At 33.1% G+C, this 23,083-nt stretch carries 16 protein-coding genes; 13 read left to right on the top strand and 3 right to left on the bottom strand.

Annotated features, from left to right (window positions below; translation table 11 throughout):
* Positions 1 to 4: 4 nt before the first annotated feature.
* The 13 genes from H5V42_RS15365 to H5V42_RS13205 all read left to right on the top strand — a co-directional run bounded on the left by H5V42_RS15365 (position 5) and on the right by H5V42_RS13205 (position 16,293).
* Positions 5 to 598, top strand: coding sequence for an acyltransferase (locus H5V42_RS15365; RefSeq protein ID WP_185783641.1), 594 nt, complete (start codon positions 5 to 7; stop codon positions 596 to 598).
* On the top strand, positions 585 to 1,277 hold the full coding sequence (locus H5V42_RS13150) for a CatB-related O-acetyltransferase (RefSeq protein WP_229665632.1): 693 nt from the start codon (positions 585 to 587) through the stop codon (positions 1,275 to 1,277). The genes H5V42_RS15365 and H5V42_RS13150 overlap by 14 nt, the downstream gene beginning before the upstream one ends.
* Complete coding sequence (locus H5V42_RS13155; protein WP_185783642.1) at positions 1,270 to 2,448, top strand: glycosyltransferase family 2 protein; 1,179 nt, start codon at positions 1,270 to 1,272, stop codon at positions 2,446 to 2,448. Before H5V42_RS13150 ends, H5V42_RS13155 begins: the two co-directional genes overlap by 8 nt.
* Positions 2,448 to 3,641: an O-antigen ligase family protein gene (locus H5V42_RS13160; RefSeq protein WP_185783643.1), complete on the top strand. Its 1,194-nt coding sequence runs from the start codon at positions 2,448 to 2,450 to the stop codon at positions 3,639 to 3,641. The genes H5V42_RS13155 and H5V42_RS13160 overlap by 1 nt, the downstream gene beginning before the upstream one ends.
* 23 nt (positions 3,642 to 3,664) lie before the next feature.
* Complete coding sequence (locus tag H5V42_RS13165) at positions 3,665 to 4,534, top strand: glycosyltransferase family 2 protein (protein ID WP_185783644.1); 870 nt, start codon at positions 3,665 to 3,667, stop codon at positions 4,532 to 4,534.
* 5 nt (positions 4,535 to 4,539) lie between these two features.
* Positions 4,540 to 5,571, top strand: coding sequence for a hypothetical protein (locus H5V42_RS13170; protein WP_185783645.1), 1,032 nt, complete (start codon positions 4,540 to 4,542; stop codon positions 5,569 to 5,571).
* On the top strand, positions 5,572 to 6,735 hold the full coding sequence (locus H5V42_RS13175) for a glycosyltransferase (protein ID WP_185783646.1): 1,164 nt from the start codon (positions 5,572 to 5,574) through the stop codon (positions 6,733 to 6,735).
* Positions 6,735 to 7,943 (top strand): glycosyltransferase, encoded by a 1,209-nt coding sequence (locus H5V42_RS13180; RefSeq protein ID WP_185783647.1) that lies wholly within the window; start codon positions 6,735 to 6,737, stop codon positions 7,941 to 7,943. The genes H5V42_RS13175 and H5V42_RS13180 overlap by 1 nt, the downstream gene beginning before the upstream one ends.
* 41 nt (positions 7,944 to 7,984) lie before the next feature.
* Complete coding sequence (locus tag H5V42_RS13185; RefSeq protein ID WP_185783648.1) at positions 7,985 to 8,530, top strand: WcaF family extracellular polysaccharide biosynthesis acetyltransferase; 546 nt, start codon at positions 7,985 to 7,987, stop codon at positions 8,528 to 8,530.
* Between the two features lie 12 nt (positions 8,531 to 8,542).
* Positions 8,543 to 9,298 (top strand): glycosyltransferase family 2 protein, encoded by a 756-nt coding sequence (locus H5V42_RS13190; protein ID WP_185783649.1) that lies wholly within the window; start codon positions 8,543 to 8,545, stop codon positions 9,296 to 9,298.
* A 116-nt stretch (positions 9,299 to 9,414) separates the two neighbouring features.
* A complete protein-coding gene (locus H5V42_RS13195) occupies positions 9,415 to 11,130 on the top strand; it encodes a carbamoyltransferase family protein (protein ID WP_185783650.1) in 1,716 nt (571 codons plus the stop codon).
* Positions 11,131 to 11,317: 187 nt separating this feature from the next.
* Positions 11,318 to 15,598, top strand: a complete 4,281-nt coding sequence (locus tag H5V42_RS13200; protein WP_206682550.1) for a PQQ-dependent sugar dehydrogenase — start codon at positions 11,318 to 11,320, stop codon at positions 15,596 to 15,598.
* Positions 15,595 to 16,293 (top strand): hypothetical protein, encoded by a 699-nt coding sequence (locus H5V42_RS13205; protein WP_185783652.1) that lies wholly within the window; start codon positions 15,595 to 15,597, stop codon positions 16,291 to 16,293. The genes H5V42_RS13200 and H5V42_RS13205 overlap by 4 nt, the downstream gene beginning before the upstream one ends.
* On the opposite strand, the gene H5V42_RS13210 is transcribed toward H5V42_RS13205, so the two are convergent.
* From H5V42_RS13210 to H5V42_RS13220, 3 genes are all read right to left on the bottom strand, one after another.
* On the bottom strand, positions 16,286 to 17,998 hold the full coding sequence (locus H5V42_RS13210; protein ID WP_185783653.1) for an efflux RND transporter periplasmic adaptor subunit: 1,713 nt from the start codon (positions 17,996 to 17,998) through the stop codon (positions 16,286 to 16,288). The two genes, H5V42_RS13205 and H5V42_RS13210, sit on opposite strands and share 8 nt — an antisense overlap.
* Before the next feature lie 4 nt (positions 17,999 to 18,002).
* Entirely contained in the window at positions 18,003 to 21,689 is a 3,687-nt protein-coding gene (locus tag H5V42_RS13215) for an efflux RND transporter permease subunit (RefSeq protein WP_185783654.1), read from the bottom strand.
* Between the two features lie 130 nt (positions 21,690 to 21,819).
* A complete protein-coding gene (locus H5V42_RS13220) occupies positions 21,820 to 23,007 on the bottom strand; it encodes an OmpA family protein (RefSeq protein ID WP_185783655.1) in 1,188 nt (395 codons plus the stop codon).
* Between the last annotated feature and the right edge of the window lie 76 nt (positions 23,008 to 23,083).

Below are 23,083 nucleotides of genomic sequence, written 5' to 3' on the forward strand. Positions count from 1 at the left end.
TGAAATGAAGTTTTTAATAAACATCTACATTAAAATCATTGGATTAAAAAATCTTATATTAAACAAACTCTTGTTTTTAAGAAAAAACATTATTTACAATCAATTTCCAAGTATTAATGGCATTTTATTAATAACAGGTAATGGAGAATTGACTATTGGAGAAAATGTTAAGTTCAATTCTTCGAGAAGATCAAATCCTATTGGTGGTGATTCAAAACTAATTATAGATTTAGGTAAAAACGGTAGATTAAATATTGGTGACAATACAGGAATTTCAAATGCGGCTATAATAGCCCATGATAATATTCAAATTGGTTCTAACGTTAAGATAGGAGGAAGCGTCAAAATTTATGATACAGACTTTCATAGTCTAGACCCAGAAATCCGTAAAATAAGTTCTAAAGATATTCCAATGACAAAGATGATAACGATAGAAGACAATGTATTTATTGGAGCTCATTCTATAATTTTGAAAGGTACTTTTATCGGAGAGAATTCTATTGTAGGTGCGGGTTCAGTGGTAACTAAACGTATTCCACCCAATCAAATTTGGGGAGGTAATCCAGCAAAATTTATTAAAGAAATTGGAACGAATTAAGAAAATTATAGCTCTTATTTACAAAAGACTGCTAAAACTAAAACTTTCTAATAGTAAAAAAATAGAATTTGGACCTTATTCATCTTTTTCTAAGAATACTAAGTTTGGCGGTTACAACTTTTTATCTACCAAGTCTAAACTAATTAATAGTGAGATAGGCTTTGCCTCTTATTTGGGCATTGAGACAGAAATAAAAAACTGTAAAATTGGAAAATTTAGTTCAATTGGTCCATATGTCAAATGTATTTTAGGAAACCACCCAACTGACACTTTTGTTAGTACACATCCTAGTTTTTTTTCTACTCGAAAACAAAGTGGTTTTAGCTTTGTTAAAGAACAGTTATTCGAAGAATTTGCAAAACCTATTGAAAAAGGAAGCGGTTATACTATTGAAATTGGTAATGATGTTTGGATTGGAGCACGAGTTACCATTTTAGATGGAGTAAGAATTGGAGATGGAAGTATTATAGCCTCTGGGGCTTTAATAAATAAGAATATTCCTCCATATTCTATAGTTGGAGGTGTTCCTGCAAAAATAATCAAAATGCGTTTTGATGAAGAAACTATAAATTATTTATTAAAACTGAAATGGTGGGATAAGGATTATTCTTGGATTGAAAAAAACTCTTATTTGTTTTCCGATATTAAAAAATTGAAAAAAGCAATTACAAATGAATAATCCCCAAACTCCAATTGTTGTCGTCGCCTTCAATAGACCCAACTCTTTATCAAGACTTTTAACTTCTCTATCAAATGCCTATTATCCAAATAATGATATCCCTCTAATTATTAGTATTGATTTCTCCTCCAATAACAAGAGTGTTATTGATATTGCTGAAAATTTTAACTGGAATAATGGAGAAAAAATTGTCATTAGTCATCAAAAAAACCTTGGCCTTCGCAATCATATTCTTGCATGTGGAGACCTTTCAATAAAATATGGAAGTGTTTTAATCTTAGAAGACGATCTTTTTGTTTCTCCTAATTTTTATAATTACACCCAAGCTGCTCTTAAGTTTTCAGAGGACAAAACTTATTTGTCTGGTATTTCCTTGTATAATCACAAAATTAATGTACATACCGGAGAATATTTTTCGGCCTTAGAAGATGGTTTTGATAATTGGTATTTTCAATTTGCATCCTCTTGGGGGCAGGCTTGGAATAAAAAACAATGGACAGAATTTAAAAATTGGTACAACAATAACTTAGATTTAGTTCCTAGTAAAAATATTCCAACAAACGTAACTAATTGGTCTGATAAATCTTGGCTCAAATTTTTTATTGCATATCTCGTCGAAACAGATAAATATTTTTTCTATCCTAAAGTTTCTTTGAGTACTAATTTTAATGATCCTGGAACTCATGTAGCCTCTGACAGTACGGCATATCAGGTCGAATTATTTCATGGTAAAAAAACTCAATTTAATTTTTCTCATATTTCTGAATCAAAATCAAGATATGATTCATTTTTTGAAAACAACAAATTAGTTGAAATTGAGAATCTTAAAAATAAAAATATTGAAATTGATTTATATGGTTATAAAACAAGTTTAGATAAAGACTATTTATTATCTTCCAAAAGATTGAATTTTAAAATAATAAGTTCTTATTCAAGAAGTCTAAAACCAGTTGAAGCAAATATAATTTACAATATTCCAGGAAATGAATTATTCCTATATGACTTGAAAGTTAAAGAGACTAACGATTTTATAAATATTGATAGCGTAAAACTTCGAAGAATAATTTATTCAAGTAAAATAATCTCACATAACACTGCAACATTTCTATTTTACAAACTTTCTAAATCTCGATTTATGGAGCTTAGTAAACGAATTTTGAAATTAGGATAATGATTAAACAAAACGCATCATTTTTACTCTTAACGTTATTATATGCTGTAGATCCATTTAATATTGGATTTGTTTTTGGTTATTTACTTTTAGTTTTGATTATTCTCGATTTCAAAAATTCAAAAAAATATCTTGACAATTTTTCATTGTTATTATTAGTTTTTTCTGCGATTTATTCAGTGTTTTATGCATTTAACCCAGGTTTGGGTTCACAATTCATATTGATTTATTTATTAATACCAATCACGTTTTATATAGTAGGTAAAAGGCTTTATAATGACTCTTCGAAATCTATTCAAAAATTTAAAATTCTTTTTTTAATTGGTATTTTCCTATCAATCCCTAGTATAACTTCTGTTTGGATTGATATTTTTAAAGTTGGTTACGTTACATTAAACAGAAATGTCCCCAATATATGGACTAACCGAATTGAAAATGCTACCAATATGGCAGGACCAATGGTTATGAATATGGGAATTTTGGGTATCCTTTTGATTGGCTACAAAAAGATTTCCAAAAAATTTCTTTTGTTAGGAATGTTTGTTCTTTTCTTTTTATCACTAGCCTGTATTATTCGGCTAGGTAGCCGAACACATATTGCTCTAGCTTTATTTGCAATAGTGGTAGGAGTGTTATATCGCTTTAAAAAGCAGAATTTTAAACAAAACATTGGCATGTTTATTTTGCTTTTTATATTGATAAATTTAGGATTTAGCTATGTTAGTCTAAGCTCTGATTCAGATATCTTATCATCATATGCTGGTAGGATGGAAAGTAAAACCCACGGCGCAAATACGGCTGGTGGAAGAACAGAACGCTGGGTAAAATCTTTGGAATACATGTTTAAAGAACCATTAGGATGGGACTTAAACGAATTTGGCTTTGCCCATAACTTATGGTTTGACACTCTAAGGGTAGGAGGCTTATTGGCTTTTATTTTTTTATTAATTCTTACAATTAGAATACTGTCAAAAATGTACACTTTATATCAAATTGACAAAAAAATCAATATAGTAAGCGGACAGCTATTGATATATATAGTTTGCTTTCTCTTGTTATTTTTTGTTGAACCAATTTTAGAAGGGTACTTTACAACATTTACTATATTTTGTTTGATTCTTGGTTATATGAACAAACATCTTGAATTTTTAAAAAATAGTTCAAAAACTACACAAGAAAATACTGGAATTTAAGTTAACTATATAAATCATAATAGTTGAAAACATTAGCAGTTTTACTTACTTGTTTTAATAGAAAAGAAAAGACCCTTAGTGCGTTATCAAAGGTATACAAGGCCTCAGCAAAAGTTGAATCTGAGCTTACGATAAGTGTTTATTTAACAGATGACGGATCTACAGATGGCACTGCTGACGCTGTAAGAAAGACTTTTCCTAAAGTTATAATATTAAAAGGTACTGGAGATTTATTTTGGGCTGGAGGAATGAAAATGTCTTGGCGGGCTGCAAAAAAACAAAATTTTGATGCCTATCTTCTTTTAAATGATGACACAGATATTGTTGAAGAACTTTTTAAAGAATATTTAAAAGCTGATGAGTATTGTCAAACAACCTATACTACAGGTGGGGTTTATTTGGGAGCAACTCAGGATCCAGACACAAAAAAATTAACATACGGAGGCGCTAAGCTAACCAACAAATGGACGTTTAAATATAATTTATTAGAACCTAATAACTCTTATCAAAATTGTGAATTGGGTAATGCCAATATTATGTTTGTGTCTAATGAAGTTGTTGAACAAATTGGTATACTCTCAGAAGGGTATAAGCATGGTGTTGCCGATTATGATTATACACTGAAAGCAGTAAAAAAGAAAATTCCTGTTTTGTTAATGCCTACCTATTTGGGTTTTTGTAAAAATGATCATAGTAATATCTACGATAAATTCACCAACTCGAGTTTTAAACAACGCTTGGCGATATTAAAAAATCCTTTAGGTTTAGATTTTTCGTCTAACCTAAATCTAATGAAAAGACATTTTCCTTTACGAGTACCCATGGTTGTCTTTTCTTCTTTACTAAAATTAATCTTCCCCCAGTTATATATTAACCTATCAAAAAATCGTTAAACTTAATGTCTAATTTATCTAAAAAATATATTGGTACCTGGATTTATCTAGATACTCCTGAGGAAGAATCAAAATTTCCAAATAATAAAGGAAAATCATCAACACCAGAATTCCAAGCAGTATATTGGAGATGTGTTATTGTCTTTTTTGAATCGTCAATAAGATGCCATGGGGGTTTGAACGATGTGCAGCATATTTTATTTACAAATACAGCAAACTTACCAATCATAGATGGATTGGATTTAGATATTTACTTTAAAGACAACAATATTAAAGTTGTACAATTAGAGAATAAATATCCTTTACCTAAAAACTATTTTACCAGTTTTAGAAACCAATTTTTTGAGTTTTCTATTATTGATAAAATGGCCACCATTATGGATGATAATGACTGTTTTTTACTTCTAGATTCTGATTGTATTTTTTCAAAATCAATTTACAATCAATTTGATGTTTTAGAAACTACTCCTGCACAGACGCTTACCATGTCTTATGGAGACAATTATGTAATTCATGGTATAACAAGAATTCAAATGCAAAAGTTGTTCCATGAACTAGGATTAGCTATTAAAGAAGTACCGCTATATTGTGGTGGAGAGTTATTATTAACAACTGGTGCTTTTATAAAAGAAGTAGCAAAAGATTTCCCTAAAATGTTTGCCTTTTTATTAGATAAAAATGACAAAGGTCTTCCGAAATTTAATGAAGAGGCCCATGTTCTATCGTTTTACTACTATAAGCATGGCGCTTTGATAGGTAACATGAATAAAATGGCAAAACGTATGTGGACTAACCGTAACGTTTATAGAAATATTAAAAAGGGGGATGAAGAACTATACATTTGGCATATGCCAAATGAAAAACCTGTTGGCTTTGCAAATTCTTATAAATTCCTTGCCAAAGGAAATCGTTTTAACGATTTATCAGACGATGAGTATACAGAATTTATTAGAAAAACCTTTTTAAAAGCTAGTAATCATAAAATAGATATTCCAAGATATGCTAGAGCACAATTTAAAAAAATACTAGCCTCCTAAATGAGTAAACCAAAGGTTTTACATATTACCAACATTGCTTCGTTATATAGAAAAAGACAATGGCAACTTTTATTAGAGCACCCAAATTTGGATTACCATTTTTATTATGGTGACAACCCCTATCTTGGTATAAAGGCAATTGACACCTCTACCATTCCATTTACTAAATATTCAGAAAAACTCCACTTTATCAAAAACTGGTGGGTTAACAAGAAATATTTAATCTGGCAATCGAATGTTATTTTGAAATGTTTAACTACAAAAGCAAGTCTGGTAATTTTATTAGGTGAGTTTAATGTAATTTCAAATTGGTTGGCTACAATAATTTGTAGAATACGAAAAATTAACGTTGCACATAGAGGCCATGGTCTTTATGGTAATGAAAAAGGATTAAAACGTTTTCTGAGGTTAAATTACTACCGCTTAGCGTCAACTCAATTGGTGTATGAAAGAAGAGGAAAAAGAATTTTCATAGAAAATGGCTTTAAGCCAGACAAAATTCATGTAATTTTTAATTCTCTTGACTACGATAAGCAAAAAAAAGCGCGAACTCGATTAGCAAATCATACAAAACAAGAAAACTATACCTTTTTTTCTAATCCAAATTTACCCACCTTAATTTTCGTAGGTCGATTAACTGAAATTAAAAAACTTCACCTTCTTTTAGAGGCTAAAAGTAAATTAGATACGCAAAATTTTAAAACAAATTTACTCCTTGTAGGTGATGGTACAGAACGAACTTCATTAGAAAAGTTTGCAAAAGAGAATTTAATTGAGGGTACTTTTCACTTTTACGGAGCAAGTTACGATGATGAAGTAAATGAAAAACTTATTTCATGCGCTGATATTTGTATTTCTCCTGGCAATGTGGGTTTAACTGCAATTCATAGTTTAAGTTATGGCACTCCAGTAATCACACACGGTAATTTTTATAATCAAATGCCAGAAGTTGAGGCAATAACTGAAAATAAAACTGGACTATTTTTTGAAGAAAATAATTCTGAAAACCTGGCTCTTAAAATAAAGCAATGGTTGACAAGTGAAAATAGAGATAGAGAAGACTTGCGACAAGACTGTTTTGAAGTAATAGACCAATATTATAATCCATATTACCAAGTTAAGGTCTTAGAAAATTTAGCATTAAATAAACCTGCGCTTTTATAATGCCAAAATTAGTTCAAATCAATGTAGTAGCAAGTTTTGGTTCAACAGGAAAAATAGTTTCTAATATTGGACAAAAAGCTATTTCCAACGATTGGAAATCAATTATAGGTTATGGTCAAAAACAAAATAATTCCACATCTGATGCCTTATTAGTTGGTAGTAAGATTGACTTCTACAATCACATAATACAAACCCGACTATTCGACCGGCACGGACTAGCTTCTAAAAAAGCTACAAGAAATTTTATACATAGCCTTAAAAAAATTAATCCCGATATTATACACCTGCATAATATTCATGGATACTTTCTAAACTACCCTACCCTCTTCAACTATCTTTCAGAATTCAATAAGCCTATTGTTTGGACACTTCACGATTGTTGGGCGTTCACGGGACATTGTACGCATTATGAAAATATTGGCTGTTACAAATGGAAAACACAATGTGAAAAATGTCCACAATTAGAAACATATCCAGCTTCCTCATGGTTAGATAACTCTAAAAACAATTTTCAACTAAAGAAGAAGTACTTTACTATGCCTAAAAACATGCATATTATCACAGTTTCTAATTGGTTGAAAAAAGAAGTAAAGCAATCCTTTTTGTCCAATTATGAAATAGAGACCATATACAATGGTCTAGATACGCAATTGTTTAAACCAACAGAAAATAATGAGCTAAGAGTAAAGTTCAATCTATCAAATTCAAAAATAATCTTAGGTGTTGCAAGTGTATGGAGCAAAAACAAAGGACTTTTAGATTTTATTAATCTAAGTCATGAATTAAATGAAGACGAAAAAATTGTTTTAATTGGTTTGAACAAAACACAGATTCAGAATTTACCTTCAAATATTATTGGATTAGAACGTACTCAAAATGTTGATGAACTAATTAATTGGTATAGTACTGCTGACGTTTACGTCAATACTTCTGTTGAAGAATCTTTTGGATTCACAACTGTTGAGGCATTAGCATGCAATACCCCAGTAATTGTTTACAATTCCACTGCTAATCCAGAAATTATTAATGATGACGTTGGATTATGTATAGACAAAAACAACATACTACAATTAAGAGAAAGTATTAGTAAAATACTAAATACGCCTAAAGAAAGTTATAAAAGGGTATGTAGAAGTCATGTCTTGAGAAATTTTGACAATAAAGACAAAATCCAAGAATATATGAACCTTTATGAAAGTTTAATTTAATCCCAAAATTAAATACTTAACCTGTTAACTTAATAGTATTTATGCAACAATTAGACACCTATAGTTTTCCTAAAGAATTGTATGGAAAAAGTAAGTTATTTGTTCAATTATGGTGGGTTGTTCAAACTGTTTTTTGTAATCCATCACCACAATTTATGTATGGATGGAGAAGATTTTGGTGGAGGTTATTTGGTGCAAAAGTTGGTAAAAAAGTAATTATTAGACCCTCTGTTAAATGCACATATCCTTGGAAAGTCAAAATTGGTGACTATTCTTGGATTGGGGATCAAGTGGTATTATATTCAGTTGATAGTATTACCATAGAAAAAAATACAGTGGTAAGTCAAAAGTCATATTTATGCACCGCATCTCATGATTATAAATTATCTAATTTCCCAACTATAACATCTCCAATTTATATCAAAGAAGGTTGCTGGTTGGCATCAGATGTATATGTTGCACCTGGTGTTACCATTGGTCAAGAAACATTAGTCGGGGCACGTAGTTCTGTATTTTCATCATTACCAGACAAAAAAATTTGTGTAGGGTCACCTGCAAAACCAATTAAAGATAGAAGCTATTCTTAAAATTCTTTACTAATGCATAATCAACCACAAGTTACAATCGTAACGGGAACGTTTAATAGTGAAAAATATATTGCCGACTGTGTAACATCTATTTCAAATCAAGATTACCAGAACATAGAGCACATTATAATTGATGGTGCTTCTAAGGACAAAACAATTGAAACCATTAATAATACTAGAAATAAGGTTGTAAAAATTGTTTCTGAGCCCGATAATGGAATTTACGATGCAATGAATAAAGGTTTAAAATTGGCTAAGGGTGAAATACTTGGTATTTTAAATTCTGATGACTTCTATAATTCCGATGATGTTATTACGAAAGTCGTTAATGCATTTGTCGAAAATGATGTTGATTGTGTTTATGGTGACTTATATTATGTAGATGCCGAAAACACTGATAAAGTAGTTCGTAACTGGGTAACCGGACCATATTTTAACAATGGGTTTAGAAAAGGGTGGCATCCAGCTCATCCAAGTTTTTTTGTTAAAAGAAGTGTTTATGAAAAATATGGCTATTTCGATGAAGAATTATCACTCGCTGCTGATTTTGAACTAATGCTTCGTTTAATTGAAAAAGAAAAATTAAAAACCTATTATTTACCATTTCCTATGGTAAGAATGCGTTTGGGAGGAGCCACTAGTAAAAGCCTGAAAAATATAATAGAAGGTAATAAACAATGCATCAAAGCTTTCAAAAAAAATAATTTGAAGGTACCTTTTATGTACTCCGTTACAAGATTGAGTAAAAAACTCAAACAGCTGTTTTAATTTTTAGTATTCCCGTTTTTTTTTGGTTATTTTAACGATTATTTGAAAATCATAGCGAGAAATAATGATATAATCATTTCTATTGTATAATTTTCACCATATCAATAATTAACCAAATGATTATATTAGGTTTAAACACCCACCACGCCGATTCATCAGCAGCAATTTTTGTTGATGGAAAATTAATTGCTGCGACCGAGGAGGAACGATTTACCAGAATTAAACATTGGGCTGGTTTTCCAAAATTGGCAATAGAATTCTGTTTGCAAGAAGCAAATTTATCGCTAGATGATGTAGACTTTATTACAATCGGTAGAGATGCAAAGGCTAAGCTTAGTAAAAAAATCTTGTTTGCTTTAAAAGATTTAAAAACGGGTACCTCTCTAATTAAAAATAGAATTAAAAACAGAAAAGATATTTCTTCATTAGGAGAACAATTTAACGAAGCATTTGGTTGTTCCATTGAAATGATTGATAAAAAATTAGTTTATGTAGAACACCATAGAGCCCATTTGGGTTCAACCTTTTTTGCAAGTCCTTTTGAGGAGGCTGCAATTTTATCAATTGATGGTTCAGGAGATTTTACAACCTGTATGTTTGCCCATGGAAAGGGAAATAAGATTGAGGTTTTAGGTAGTATTGATTATCCCGTTTCTCTTGGTTTTGTTTATACCGCATTTACACATTATTTGGGTTTTCCACATTATGGTGATGAATATAAAGTCATGGGTTTGGCTCCTTATGGAAAACCAACACAGGTGGATAAAGTTCGAAAGCTAATCAAATTTAAACCTGATGGAAAATGGTCATGGGATCAATCTTATTTCGGAGAAGTAAAAGTAGTTTATAAAGACAATTGTCCAATTGTTGACTCGTTTTATACCGAAAAATTTGTAGAATTATTTGGACCTGCACGTAAAAAAGGTGATGAATTAACGCAGTTCCATAAAGACCTAGCAAAATCTGTACAAACTGTTACTGAGGAGGTTATATTTCATATGGCAGCTGATTTACAGAAAAAAACAGGTTCTAAAAACCTTTGTATTGCGGGTGGAGTGGCTCAAAACTCTGTAGCCAACGGTAAAATTCTTGCCAATACAGATTTTGATAGATTATATATTCCATCTGCTGGTCATGATGCGGGAATCTCAATGGGTTCTGCCCTATTCCATTTGCATCAAAATTTAGATAAGCCTAGAGAAGAAGCCATTGTTTCTGCAAGCACTGGTTCTAAATTTACTAATGACGAAATTGAATCCTTCTTAAAATCTAAAAATGTTAGTTACAAAAAGCTAACAGATGAAGAACTATATCCATATTTGGTAGAGAAATTAACTGAACCTGCTGTTGTAGGTTGGTTCCAAGGTAGAGCTGAGTTTGGCCCAAGAGCTCTTGGTAATCGTTCTATCATTGCTGACCCAAGAAATGAACAAGCTAAAGAGTTGCTAAATCTAAAAATTAAAAGAAGAGAAAGCTTTAGACCTTTTGCTCCTTCAATTTTAGAGGATTATGTAGAAGAGTTTTTTGAGTATACTGAAGAAGTTCCCTTTATGGAAAAAGTATATCCCATAAAACCAGAAAAACATAAGTTAATTCCGGCAGTAACCCATGTTGATGGCACAGGAAGACTTCAAAGTGTAAAGAAATCCACAAATCCTAGATACTACAAATTAATTGATGCGTTTAGAGAAAAGACTGGTGTTCCCATATTACTAAATACATCGTTTAACGAAAATGAACCCATTGTAAATACTCCTGCCGAAGCTTATGATTGTTTTGCAAGAACAAAAATGGATGTTTTAGTAATGGAAAATATAGTGGTAGAACGCTAGTAAACTTTCAATTAATTGGTTTTAAGCATTTAATATGCCTTCTTAAAATCTAAGTAGGACTAATCTGTCGTATATAATTGCGAAACGTTATGTAACTTTACGCCAGATTAAACACACCATGATTTTAAAACTTGGTTACCCCCACAGCCTAGTAATACTCATAATTTGCGCTTTTTTTTACTCAAGTATGAATGCGCAAATTAATTACGAAGAAGCTTTCCCAAATATTTCATTTAACTACCCGGTTGAAATTCAATCCTCAAATGATGGTAGTAATCGACTTTTTGTGGTTGAACAGCCTGGTGTAATCAAAGTTTTTCAAAACACCACTTCGGTGCAGTCCAACGAAGTTTCTACATTTTTAGATATCACTTCAAAAGTATCATTTTCAAGTGGACAAGAGATTGGCCTTTTAGGGTTAGCTTTTCATCCAAATTATGAAAATAATGGTCACGTCTATGTTTATTACACTGACCAACCTGGTAATTATAGAATGAATGTGGTTCGCTATACTGTGAGTTCGTCTAATGGCAATCAGTTAGACACTTCTACAGAGACATTAATTTTTAGCTTTACCAAAAATCAGGGAAATTCTAATCACAATGGTGGTAAAATTGCATTTGGCCCTGATGGTTATCTATATGCATCTATCGGAGATGGGGGCGGTGGTGGTGACCCCCAGGGTAACGCTCAAGATTTAAATAATGCGTTTGGGAGTATTCTAAGAATTGATGTTGATTTGGATGGGAATAATACAAGAGCTCCAAACGGTAATTATGAAATTCCATCTACAAACCCAAGAGTTGGAAATTCTGGATTAGATGAACTTTATGCTTGGGGTATTCGAAATACTTGGAAATTTTCTTTTGACAGTAATACGCTATGGGCAGCAGATGTAGGCCAAGCCGAAATTGAAGAGATTAACATAATCAATCGAGGTGGCAATTACGGATGGAATCGTTTTGAAGGCAATCAAGATTATCAGGGCTCAACTTCTTTGGTTACTTCCCCTGATACTAAGCCAATTTACACTTACAACCATAACCAAGGAGACCTTTCTATAACCGGCGGTTATGTTTACAGAGGTTCCATTTCTAATTCAGACATTCAGGGTAAATATGTTTACGGCGATTATTTATCTGGTCGTGTATGGGCCTTAGCTTACGACCCCATTACTGGCAGTACTTCTAATACATTTTTATTTAAAACTAATGGCGAATTCATTTCAAGTTTTGGATTAGATGAATCTGGTGAAATTTACTTCTCTGATTATGGAACTAATGCTAAACTTTACAAGATAACAGATGAAAGTGTAACCCAGCCCCAAACCGTAAATGTTAATGGAATTGGCAATTGGATTAATATGGGTGTACCTGGTGTAAATGGTATTGTGGAAGCCATCGCTAATGACGGTTCAGACAACTATTATATTGGAGGGGAGTTTACTTCGGCGTCTTCCATAGCTGCGAACAATGTTGCAAAATATTCAAAACAAAACGGATGGGAAAATCTTGGTGCCGGCACCAACGGTCCGGTATATACTGTGGCAGTAGATAGCAATGGTTTAGTATATATTGGAGGGAGCTTTACACAAGTTGACGGTGTTGCAGCCAACAATATTGCTGTCTATGATGGTACTTCTTGGTCTGCACTAGGAAGTGGAGCATCAGACAACGTTCAAGTAATTACCATTGATGAGAATAATAATGTTTATGCTGGTGGAAATTTTGAAACAATAGGTGGTATAAATGTAAGCTACGTAGCGTTATGGAATGGTACATGGAATGCTTTTACTGATACCAATTCAGGGATTAGTGGTACAAATAATGAAGTTCGTTCAATTGCCCTAGATACAAACGGAGATGTAATTATTGGAGGTAATTTTGATAGTGCTGGTGGTAATTCGGCTCCGAGAATCGCTAGATGGAACGGCACAAATTGGTCAACATTTGGTGAAGGAACCAGTGGATTTGTTCAAGCATTGGTACCCACAACAAATTACATTTATGCTGGTGGAAATTTTGTTGATGCCGGTGGTAATACTGTTAATAGAATTGCTAGATGGAACAGAAATTCGAATTCTTGGGAAACGCTTGGTTTTGGTTTGAGTGGCAATGTAAATACCATGACTCAGCAAGGTAACTACATTTATGTTGGTGGTGTATTTGAAACAGCCTCAGATGAGGAAAACATCAATAAAGTAATGAATTATATTTCTAGATTCAGTGATGCTAGTGGTTGGGAAGCTTTAGGACCAAACACAGATGTTGGCGTAGAAATTTTAGTTAAAGACTTTGTTTTTAATACACAAAATACAGAATTAGCGGTAGTTGGTAATTTTTCAAATGCAGGAAACATTACTGCTAGTAACGTAGCATTTTGGGGAGCTAACTCCAATTGTTCATCCGTTACAATTACACCAGAATATACTATCAATGGCACTTTAGAAACTGGCTCTGAAGCAATTACCGTTGCTGAAAATGCAAATTTAATTCTAGATTTAGTTCAGGATATTTACTTTACAATAGAACTTCCAAACGGTAATACAACTGTAGGCTCTTATAATTTAAGTGCAGTCACATTTAACGATGTGGGCACATATACTTTTACCTCCACAGAAGGTTGTACTACATCATTAGAAATTACCGTAGTTCAAGACCCTAATGGAGATGCAGATGGTGATGGAGTAATTAATGCAAACGACCAATGCGAAAATACACCAACAGGAGAATCTGTGGACACAAATGGTTGTGGAGAATCTCAAAAAGATGATGACAATGATGGGGTATTTAATAATCTTGATTTATGCCCAAATACACCTAGTGGTGAAAATGTGGATACTAATGGTTGTGGAGAGTCTCAAAAAGATGATGATAATGATGGTATATTTAACAATGTAGATATCTGTCCTAATACACCCTCAAATGAAACAGCTGATAGCCAAGGCTGTGGACCTTCTCAACAAGATATTGATAACGATGGAGTTTCAAATACAGATGACTTATGTAACGCTACTCCAGCAGGTGAAACCGTAGATGCAAACGGATGTTCAGAATCACAAAAAGATGATGATAACGATGGCATTGCTAATACAAATGATAATTGCCCAAATACTCCTACAGGACAAAGTGTAGATTCCAATGGTTGTTCACAGTCTCAATTAGACGACGACAATGACGGTGTTTTCAACACAAATGATAATTGCCCAAATACACCAAATGGAGAATCTGTAAACGCAGAAGGCTGTAGCGCTTCTCAACTAGATGATGATAATGACGGCATCTCAAACGCAGAGGACCTTTGTTCAAATACACCACAAGGTGAAACTATAGATTTAAATGGTTGCAGTCCTAGCCAGTTAGACTCTGACAATGATGGTGTTTCAGATGCTGAAGATGCATGCCCCAATACAACTGACGGGGCAACAGTTGATGAATTTGGTTGTTCTAATAATCAACAAGATATTGATAATGATGGTGTTCCAAATGCTGATGACCTGTGTCCAAATACGCCTCCTGGAGAAACTGTTAACTTCAACGGTTGTGCTGAATCACAATTAGATGATGATAATGATGGTGTTACTAATGGTAATGATTTATGCCCCAATACACCACCTGGTACCGTCGTAGATTTTCAAGGTTGTGAACTATCAAACAATGATAATGACCAAGATGGAGTTGAAAATGATGATGATATATGTCCGAATACACCATCTGGAGTGTTAGTTGATGAAAGCGGTTGTGAAATTTTCACCCTACCATCAACCAATTATACCATTTCAACCCTTAGTAATAGTTGTATTGGAGTCTTTGATGGTGAATTAGCTATACAAACTGAACGAAGTCTTGATTATATTGCAAGTTTACGTGGTAATTCTTATGCAAGTACTGCAAACTTTACAAGTGATTATACCTTTAGAAATTTACCTGCAGATACGTATGAGCTTTGCCTAACAATAAGAAATATAGATAACTATCAAAAATGTTTTACAGTTATTATAGACGCTCCTGAACAACTAAGTGTGTCTAGTGCCATAAATGATGACAATAGCTTAATTACACTAACAATGAGTGGTGCTCCAGAGTATTTTATAACGTTAAATGAAATCAGTTTTAAAACCTCTGATAATTCGGTTACGCTTCCTCTTGCAGAAAAAGATAATTATCTTAAAGTAACAACAGAAAAAGAATGTCAGGGTGTTTTCGAAGACAGCTATTTAATTTCTGCAAATGCCACCTTATTTCCTAATCCGTTTACAGGGGTTTTGAATATTGCATTAAATTCAACTTCTTCATCAGAAACTGAAATGCGATTATACGATTTATCGGCTAAATTAATAGACACTAAATCGATACCTGCAAATACAGCTACTTGGGAATATTATACGGCAGCACTACCGGCTGGCATATATATGCTAGAATTAAATATAGATGGAAATTATTCGCAATACAAAGTAATAAAAAGATGAAGCAGACACTAACACTTTTAGCCATTCTATTTTTAGCTTTTTCTTGCGGAAAAGACACTGACTTTTCTGATAAAGTGCAAAGCACAATACCCGAACAGGTTCAATTAGTATTTCCAGAAGAAAATGAGGTGTGTACTACTGGTATAATTATAAGTGATACAGAAAGTGAGGTAGCGTTTGATTGGACTGATGCTACTAATACGAGTATTTATAGAGTTACACTTACTAATTTAAACAGTAGCCAACAAGACACTTTTGAAGCTACTGAAAGTAATCTCCCCATTAGATTATTAAGAGGAACTCCTTATAGCTGGAAGGTTACAACCATATTAGAAAATTCAGAAGAAACTACAGATAGCGATACCGAATTCTTTTATAACGCTGGTGATGGTGTAACAAATTACATTCCGTTTCCCGCTAGTGAACCTTCTCCAGAAAATGGAGCTAGCTATTCTTCTGCTGTAACTGCAGTTAATTTTTCATGGGTAGGCAGCGACTTAGATAACGATATCATTAGCTACGATTTTTACTTTGGTTTAACTATGGAACCAGAATTATTAGAAGCGGACCTTGAAAGTAACATTTTAAATAATGTAGTAGTAAATTCTGGAAACCGATATTATTGGCAAGTGGTTACCAAAGATGAATTAGGAAACCAATCAACATCTGACCTCTTTTATTTTGATGTTAATTAATCTTTTCTTGAACTGTACCGCACATTAACATTTTATCACCAAAATACGGATTTCGTATTTCTTCACTTAAACTCAACCAAGTAGCACCTTTATTACCATCTGCCATTGGACAGAACTGAACGTAAATAACTTCATTAAATCCTGAACTGTTCTTTACTACTTCAATAAAATTTTGTGAAAGTGGTTTAAACTCAGCTCGTAAAGCCTCCATAGATTTAAAGGAATTTAAATTCATTATTGAAGTATTGAGCTTTTCAAATGCCAAACTTTTTGTATCAAAAGCGTTTTTATTGTTTTTAAATTCTTCCTGTAGTTTTAAAACCGCAGAAATAGATTTCTTTAAATCTGTTGCAACAAGCGCATTCTTCACTGCTAAATAAGCCTCTACAACATTCACAATTTTTTCATTAGTTGGCTCTTCTATTGATTTGTGATCACCCAAATCTTTTATGTGTTTGTGATGATTATGCTTTATTTTATCCTCTGAAAAATCAATAGACATCATTGACTTTTTACCATTTAACTGTGCGGCAGCATCTACTGTAAATGCACCTTCGAGAACTATTTCATCTCCTAATTGCAAACCAGACAAAACTTCATAAGAATTTTCAAAGGTGTTTCCTAAATCCACCTCTACGAGTTCAAAAATAGCCTGGTCTTTATAAGGCTTTTTATAGACTACAGAGCGTTTACCTGTCCACAAAACCGAAGATTTGGGTACCGTTAAATTAGCAGTTTCAGTAGTTTCTTTTTGTACAAATCCATCAACAAACATACCTGGTTTAAGCTCACTGTTTCTATTAGTAAGAACAACTCGTAAAGACACTACCCGTTTTTCATCTTTAAAAATAGGCTCGATAAAATCTATTTTGGCATCGAACTTTTTATTTCCTAAAGCTGGAATTTCTACAGTAATTTTTTCACCTACTTTCAAACTATTTAATTGTGATTCGTACACATCAAAAACTGCCCAAACAGTTCGTAAATCAGATGTTTTTAAAATAGGTGTTCCCAGTTCATAATAATTTCCTTCTGCCGCTAAAACTTCGGTCACTGTACCAGTAACATCGGCATAGATAGGGAAATTAAAAATTGGTTCTTTAATTTTTAAAATAGAATCTATTTGCTCATCTGTAAGCTTCCACATACCTAAAGAGTTACGAGCAGACTCATATAACCTAGGAGGCACTTTGCTGTTTAAAGCTGTGGTTAAAAATCGGTCTTGAGCTAAATACAATTCAGGAGAGTAAATGAGTCCTATTTTTTGACCTTTTCGAATGCGTTTACCAATTGCATCTGCATAAAATTTATCAATTCTACCTTCAAAAAGCGTAGTTTGAATACCATCTGTTTCTTTGTTGGTGGTAATTTCTCCAGATAATTTTATAGTATTTGAATTCTGAAGGGAACTACCAACGGTAATGGTTTCAATATTAGCAAGCGCTAACGCATCTTCACCCATTTTAAATTGGTTGGCGTTCAAAGTAGATTCCATATTCATGTAGACCAAATCCATTCCGCAAAGTGGACAGGTACCTCCTTCTTGTCCGTCAACCTGAGGGTGCATGGAGCAAGTCCATTTACCTGATGTATTTGACACTTCATGATTGTGATGCGATTCTGAATCTGAACCACCAAATATGAGATAACCCAGCAACAAACCCAAAATGCCAACAATTAACGGTATTCCAATTTTTTTTAGCATAAGCCTAAGCTTGTTTTGAATTTTTTAAAGTTACTTCTTTCCACCAACAGTATATTAACGGTACAACAAACAAGGTTATTAGCGCCATTAGCATTCCTCCTAAAATAGGTATTGCCATGGGTAACATTATTTCTGCTCCCCTACCTCTAGAAATTAAAATAGGAAACAATGCCAATATGGTTGTTGCTGTTGTAATTAGACAAGGTCTAATTCGCTTTTTACCAGCTTCAATAACCGCTTTTCGTATGTGTTCAGAGGTTGAAGTCTTATTTTTAGCAAAAGACTGATTTAAATAGGTAGCCATAACCACGCCATCATCTGTTGCAATACCAAACAAGGCAATAAACCCTACCCATACAGCTACACTTAAATTAATAGTCTTTATTTGAAATAGATTTCTAAGGTTAATTTCACCCAAATTAATATTCATGAACCAATCCTGGTTGTAAAACCAGAGTAAAATAAATGCTCCGGAAAATGCGACAGCAACACCTGAAAAAACAATGAAAGTTACCGCCACAGAACGAAACTGAAGAAAAAGAATTACTACGATTACCAATAAAACTAGAGGTATAACTAAGAGCATAGTTTTTTGCGCTCTCAAATGATTTTCATAATTACCTGCAAATTCATAAGTAATTCCATTTGGAATTTGAAACTCTCCAGATTTAAGTCTTTTAGTCAATCTACTTTTTATTTTTTCAACCACCTTAACTTCAGCAACGGTACCCTTTTTATCAAATGTTAGATAGTTAACCAAAAAACCATCTTCACTTTTTATACTTTGAGGTCCTCTTTGATATTCTATTTCGACAAATTCAATTAACGGAATTGAAATTCCTTCTTGAGTATCAATATAAACGGACTTTAACTCTTCGGGAGAATTTCTTAGCTCTCTTGGGTATCTTACTCTTATGGCATAGCGTTCTCTACCCTCAATAGTTTCATCAATTATTTTTCCACCAACAGCTACTTCTAAAGTTTCTTGAACCTCGGCTATAGTAAGGCCATACCTTGCTATTTTATCTCTACTAATGTTAAAAAGTAAATAAGGCTTACCTGTTATACGTTCAGCAAAAACTGAAGCAGGATTAATCTCATCAATCTCTTTTAAGATTTTTTCTAGCTCCAAAGAAAAATCTTGTATTTTTTCTAAATCTTGCCCCTTTACCTTGATACCTAAGCTAGAACGCATACCCGTTTGTAGCATTACCAATCGGGTTTCAATGGGTTGTAACTTAGGAGAAGCTGTTACGCCAGGCAATTGAGTAACCTTACTAATTTCACTCCAGATATCGTCCTCTGTTTTAACATGAGGCCTCCAATTTCTATAATAAGCTCCTTTTTTATCTTTTATTAAAATTGAACTTTTAACTCCACTACCTGCAATAACAGTGTCTCCATTCTTAGTAATAAACCTATTAGAATCAACAGATTTAAATTTTATGGGAGTCCCATTTACATCTTCAATGTACTCTGATTTAAAAGATATAAGATTTTCGTACATGGTTAAGGGAGCTGGATCTAGTGCTGAATTAACCCTCCCTGCTTTACCAACAACATAATCTATTTCTGGTAAAGACGCTACAGCCATGTCTAATTTTTTTAGAACTTGGTTAGTCTCTTCGATACCGGCATGGGGTAATGAAGTTGGCATGAGTAGATAATCACCTTCTTTTAATTTGGGCATAAATTCTTTATCTGTATTCCAAAAAATTAGGAATCCAACAAAAACTAGTAGTACGGGTATACTTAAGCTTATACTTTTATGAGCTAATACCCAAGAAAGGTTTTTTTCATAATTACGTTTAAAAAAGTAAATGGGAACTAATACAAGCGCAATTAGAAGTACTACAACTAAAAAATTAAAAAAGAAATTTGAGGTGATACCCAAAGGCCGCCAATACAAACTTAAAAGCGAAACTGTAACTAATACAGTACCATAAATGGTAATAGTCTGCTTCTGATGTGAATCTATTCTTTTAAGTAGAAATAAGATTGATGCTAAAGCTGAAGGAATTAAAGCAAGACATATTAGTGAAAACCAACTACCAATAATTCCTAAAATAAATAAGCAGCCAAAAACAAACAGTCTGATATTAGTTGTAAATGGCTTTTTAAAATGTTTAAAAACTAATGCTGCTATTGGAGGCAGTATAAACAGCGTTACAAATAATGACGCTGCTAAAGCAAAAGTTTTAGTTATTGCCAATGGAGCAAATAACTTACCCTCTGCCCCACTTAACATAAAAACCGGAATAAAACTTACAATAGTAGTAAGACCAGCAGTTAAAATAGCTCCCGAAACTTCATTTACTGCTACTTTAATGGTTTTCAAATAGGCTACCTCTAAAGAATCTTCTAAATTTCGAATAATATTCTCCGTAAGAATTATACCCATATCAACAATAGTTCCAATAGCTATGGCTATACCTGCTAGAGAAACAATATTAGCATCAACATTGAATAGCTTCATGCCAATGAAAACAAGTAAAACAGATAAAGGCATTAAACTAGAGACTAATAAACTTGTTTTTAGATTTCTTAATAAGAGTAATATGACGATTATGCCAATTAATATTTCTAGCCAAAGTGCTTTTTTAAGTGTCCCTAAAGTTTCCTCTATAAGCTCTCCCCTGTCATAGAACGGTACAATAGTTAATTGGGTTTCTGTACCATCTGCCAAAATCTTTTTTGGCATGCCAAGTTGAATCTCTTTAATTTTTTTATGAATACCCGCAACAACATTCATGGGGTTTTCACCATACCTTGCGGTGACCACCCCCCCGGTGACTTCTGCACCACCTTTATCTAAAATACCTCTACGTTCCGCTGGTCCTAGGCTAACTTGAGCTACATCTTTTATTCTTATGGGTGTATAGTCTTCAGCGTAAATAGCAGCGTTTTCTATATCTGCTATAGATTTAACATACCCCAAACCACGAACAAAATATTCAGCTCTATTGATTTCAATAGTTTGGGCTCCAATTTCTTTATTAGAAGATTTTACGGCTCTAATAACTTGTGATAAACTCACTTTATATTGACGCATCTTTTCAGGGTCAACGTCTATTTGATATTCTTTTACATGACCGCCAACTGATGCAACTTCTGCAACTCCGTCAGCAGCAGCTAAAGCATTCTTTACAAAAAAATCTTGGATGCTTCTGGTCTCTTGTAAACTCCACCCCCCGGTAATCTTTCCATTCTTATCTCTGCCTTCTAGAGTGTACCAAAATAGTTGACCTAAAGATGTAGCATCAGGACCTAATTTGGGTTGCACACCTGCTGGTAATAAATCTTTAGGCAAAGCACTTAACTTTTCTAAAATTCGGGTTCTACTCCAGTAATAATCTACGTCATCATCGAATATGACATAAACGCTTGAAACGCCAAACATAGAATTACTTCGTACAGACTTAACACCCGTAATACCTAATAAATTTGTAGTTAAAGGATAGGTGATTTGGTCTTCTATCTCTTGTGGAGACTGCCCATTCCATTCTGTATAAATAATTTGTTGGTTTTCTCCAATGTCAGGAATAGCATCTACGCTAATGGCATTTTTGGGTAAAAATTTAAATCCAAAGTCAAAGGGTGAGGTAAGTAATCCAAAAAGTAGTATTACAATAATGGTTATGTAAACCAAAATTCTATAGTGTACCAAAAAATGTATTGCCCGGTTAAGCATAGTTATTATACTACTTTACGTTACCTATAACTTTTTTATGGGGGTTTAATTGTAAGCTTGTTTTCAAATATATTAAACACAAAAGCCATAGCAAGAACTATGGCTTTTGATTTATATAAAAGTTAGTTGGTTAATATTGTAAAACTTTGAATTCTGAACGCCTGTTTTCTCGATGTTTTTCTTCTGGACATGGAACGTAATCTACACATTCATTGGTAAGATTTTCTTCACCAAAAGCCTCCGCTTTTATCCTTGATTCATCAATACCTTTATCCAACAAATATTGCTTTGTTCTTTCTACTCTGCGTTGAGATAACCAAAGGTTATATTTATTAGAACCTCTTGCATCTGTATACGCACTTACTTCGATTACAACTGTTTCATTATCGTTTAGAATTTCTGTCATATTATCCAATAAACCCTTGGCTTCATTAGATAAATAAGATGAATTTAAATCAAAATATACTTTTCCAAGACCATTAATAGCATCATCTATTTTCTGCTTTCTAATAGCTTCTGTATCTACTTTACTCTTTTCTAAAGCTAACCTTTCAGCTTCTTTTTTACGTAATTCTTCTGCCAATCTTCGCGCTTCTTCTTCGGCGGCTCTGTTAGCAGCATCAATACTATCTTGTTCTCTTTTACGTTGTTCTTCTAACTCTTGCAATGTGCGTAGCTTTTCTTTACCGCGTTTATTCAATCCTTTCTCAATACCAAATCTATAAACTATACCTGCCGCGTGTTGAATATGATTACTTGAGTTGTCTTTATTCATTGTCCATTTTCCAGTAGAATTTAAGTCAATTCCAAAATTCTCTGTAAACCATGCTCGTACGCCTACTGTAGCATTATACGTTCCTCGACCTTGATTATTGGCATCTGTATAACCTACACCACCACCAGCATAAGGGCTAAATACTCCCGTTCTGCCAACTAATCTATTTAAGTCATAGGTTAATCTTAAATCACCACTGTAGTAATTAATATCTTCTACAATAGTTGCTTGATCAATAACTTTACCTTGCTTGTACTTGTTATAAGCACCTATAATTTCTAAACCAAGACCACTTTTGAAATATCTTCCTACACTTATTCTAGAAGGAAAAGGAACCATATTCCAGTTATCTGTGCTATTAAAAAGTTCATTAAACTCATCACCTGCATCATCCACTGCATTGATTCCAACACCTACAATCCAAGAGCTTACGATTATACTGTCTTTAGAAGTTAAATTGAGTTCGCTACTGGTATCTTGACCTATAATTACGTAAGAATATAGCATACCTAACAGGAACAAACTGATAGCTTTTTTGTTCATAGTAGTAGTAATTTGGGGATTACTGAGACAAAATTAATAGAAACAAGCTAGATAGAATAATTAAAAATGATAAAGC

The sequence above is a fragment of the Croceivirga lutea genome, assembly GCF_014235875.1.
GTDB classification, from domain to species: Bacteria; Bacteroidota; Bacteroidia; order Flavobacteriales; family Flavobacteriaceae; genus Croceivirga; species Croceivirga lutea.

Excerpts from the sequence above, each read along its gene's own strand:
- H5V42_RS15365 (WP_185783641.1), top strand. The coding sequence starts at position 5 with ATGAAGTTTTTAATAAACATCTACATTAAAATCATTGGATTAAAAAAT.
- H5V42_RS13155 (WP_185783642.1), top strand. The coding sequence starts at position 1,270 with ATGAATAATCCCCAAACTCCAATTGTTGTCGTCGCCTTCAATAGACCC.
- H5V42_RS13160 (WP_185783643.1), top strand. The coding sequence starts at position 2,448 with ATGATTAAACAAAACGCATCATTTTTACTCTTAACGTTATTATATGCT.
- H5V42_RS13170 (WP_185783645.1), top strand. The coding sequence starts at position 4,540 with ATGTCTAATTTATCTAAAAAATATATTGGTACCTGGATTTATCTAGAT.
- H5V42_RS13175 (WP_185783646.1), top strand. The coding sequence starts at position 5,572 with ATGAGTAAACCAAAGGTTTTACATATTACCAACATTGCTTCGTTATAT.
- H5V42_RS13180 (WP_185783647.1), top strand. The coding sequence starts at position 6,735 with ATGCCAAAATTAGTTCAAATCAATGTAGTAGCAAGTTTTGGTTCAACA.
- H5V42_RS13185 (WP_185783648.1), top strand. The coding sequence starts at position 7,985 with ATGCAACAATTAGACACCTATAGTTTTCCTAAAGAATTGTATGGAAAA.
- H5V42_RS13190 (WP_185783649.1), top strand. The coding sequence starts at position 8,543 with ATGCATAATCAACCACAAGTTACAATCGTAACGGGAACGTTTAATAGT.
- H5V42_RS13195 (WP_185783650.1), top strand. The coding sequence starts at position 9,415 with ATGATTATATTAGGTTTAAACACCCACCACGCCGATTCATCAGCAGCA.
- H5V42_RS13200 (WP_206682550.1), top strand. The coding sequence starts at position 11,318 with ATGAATGCGCAAATTAATTACGAAGAAGCTTTCCCAAATATTTCATTT.
- H5V42_RS13205 (WP_185783652.1), top strand. The coding sequence starts at position 15,595 with ATGAAGCAGACACTAACACTTTTAGCCATTCTATTTTTAGCTTTTTCT.
- H5V42_RS13210 (WP_185783653.1), bottom strand. The coding sequence starts at position 17,998 with ATGCTAAAAAAAATTGGAATACCGTTAATTGTTGGCATTTTGGGTTTG.
- H5V42_RS13215 (WP_185783654.1), bottom strand. The coding sequence starts at position 21,689 with ATGCTTAACCGGGCAATACATTTTTTGGTACACTATAGAATTTTGGTT.
- H5V42_RS13220 (WP_185783655.1), bottom strand. The coding sequence starts at position 23,007 with ATGAACAAAAAAGCTATCAGTTTGTTCCTGTTAGGTATGCTATATTCT.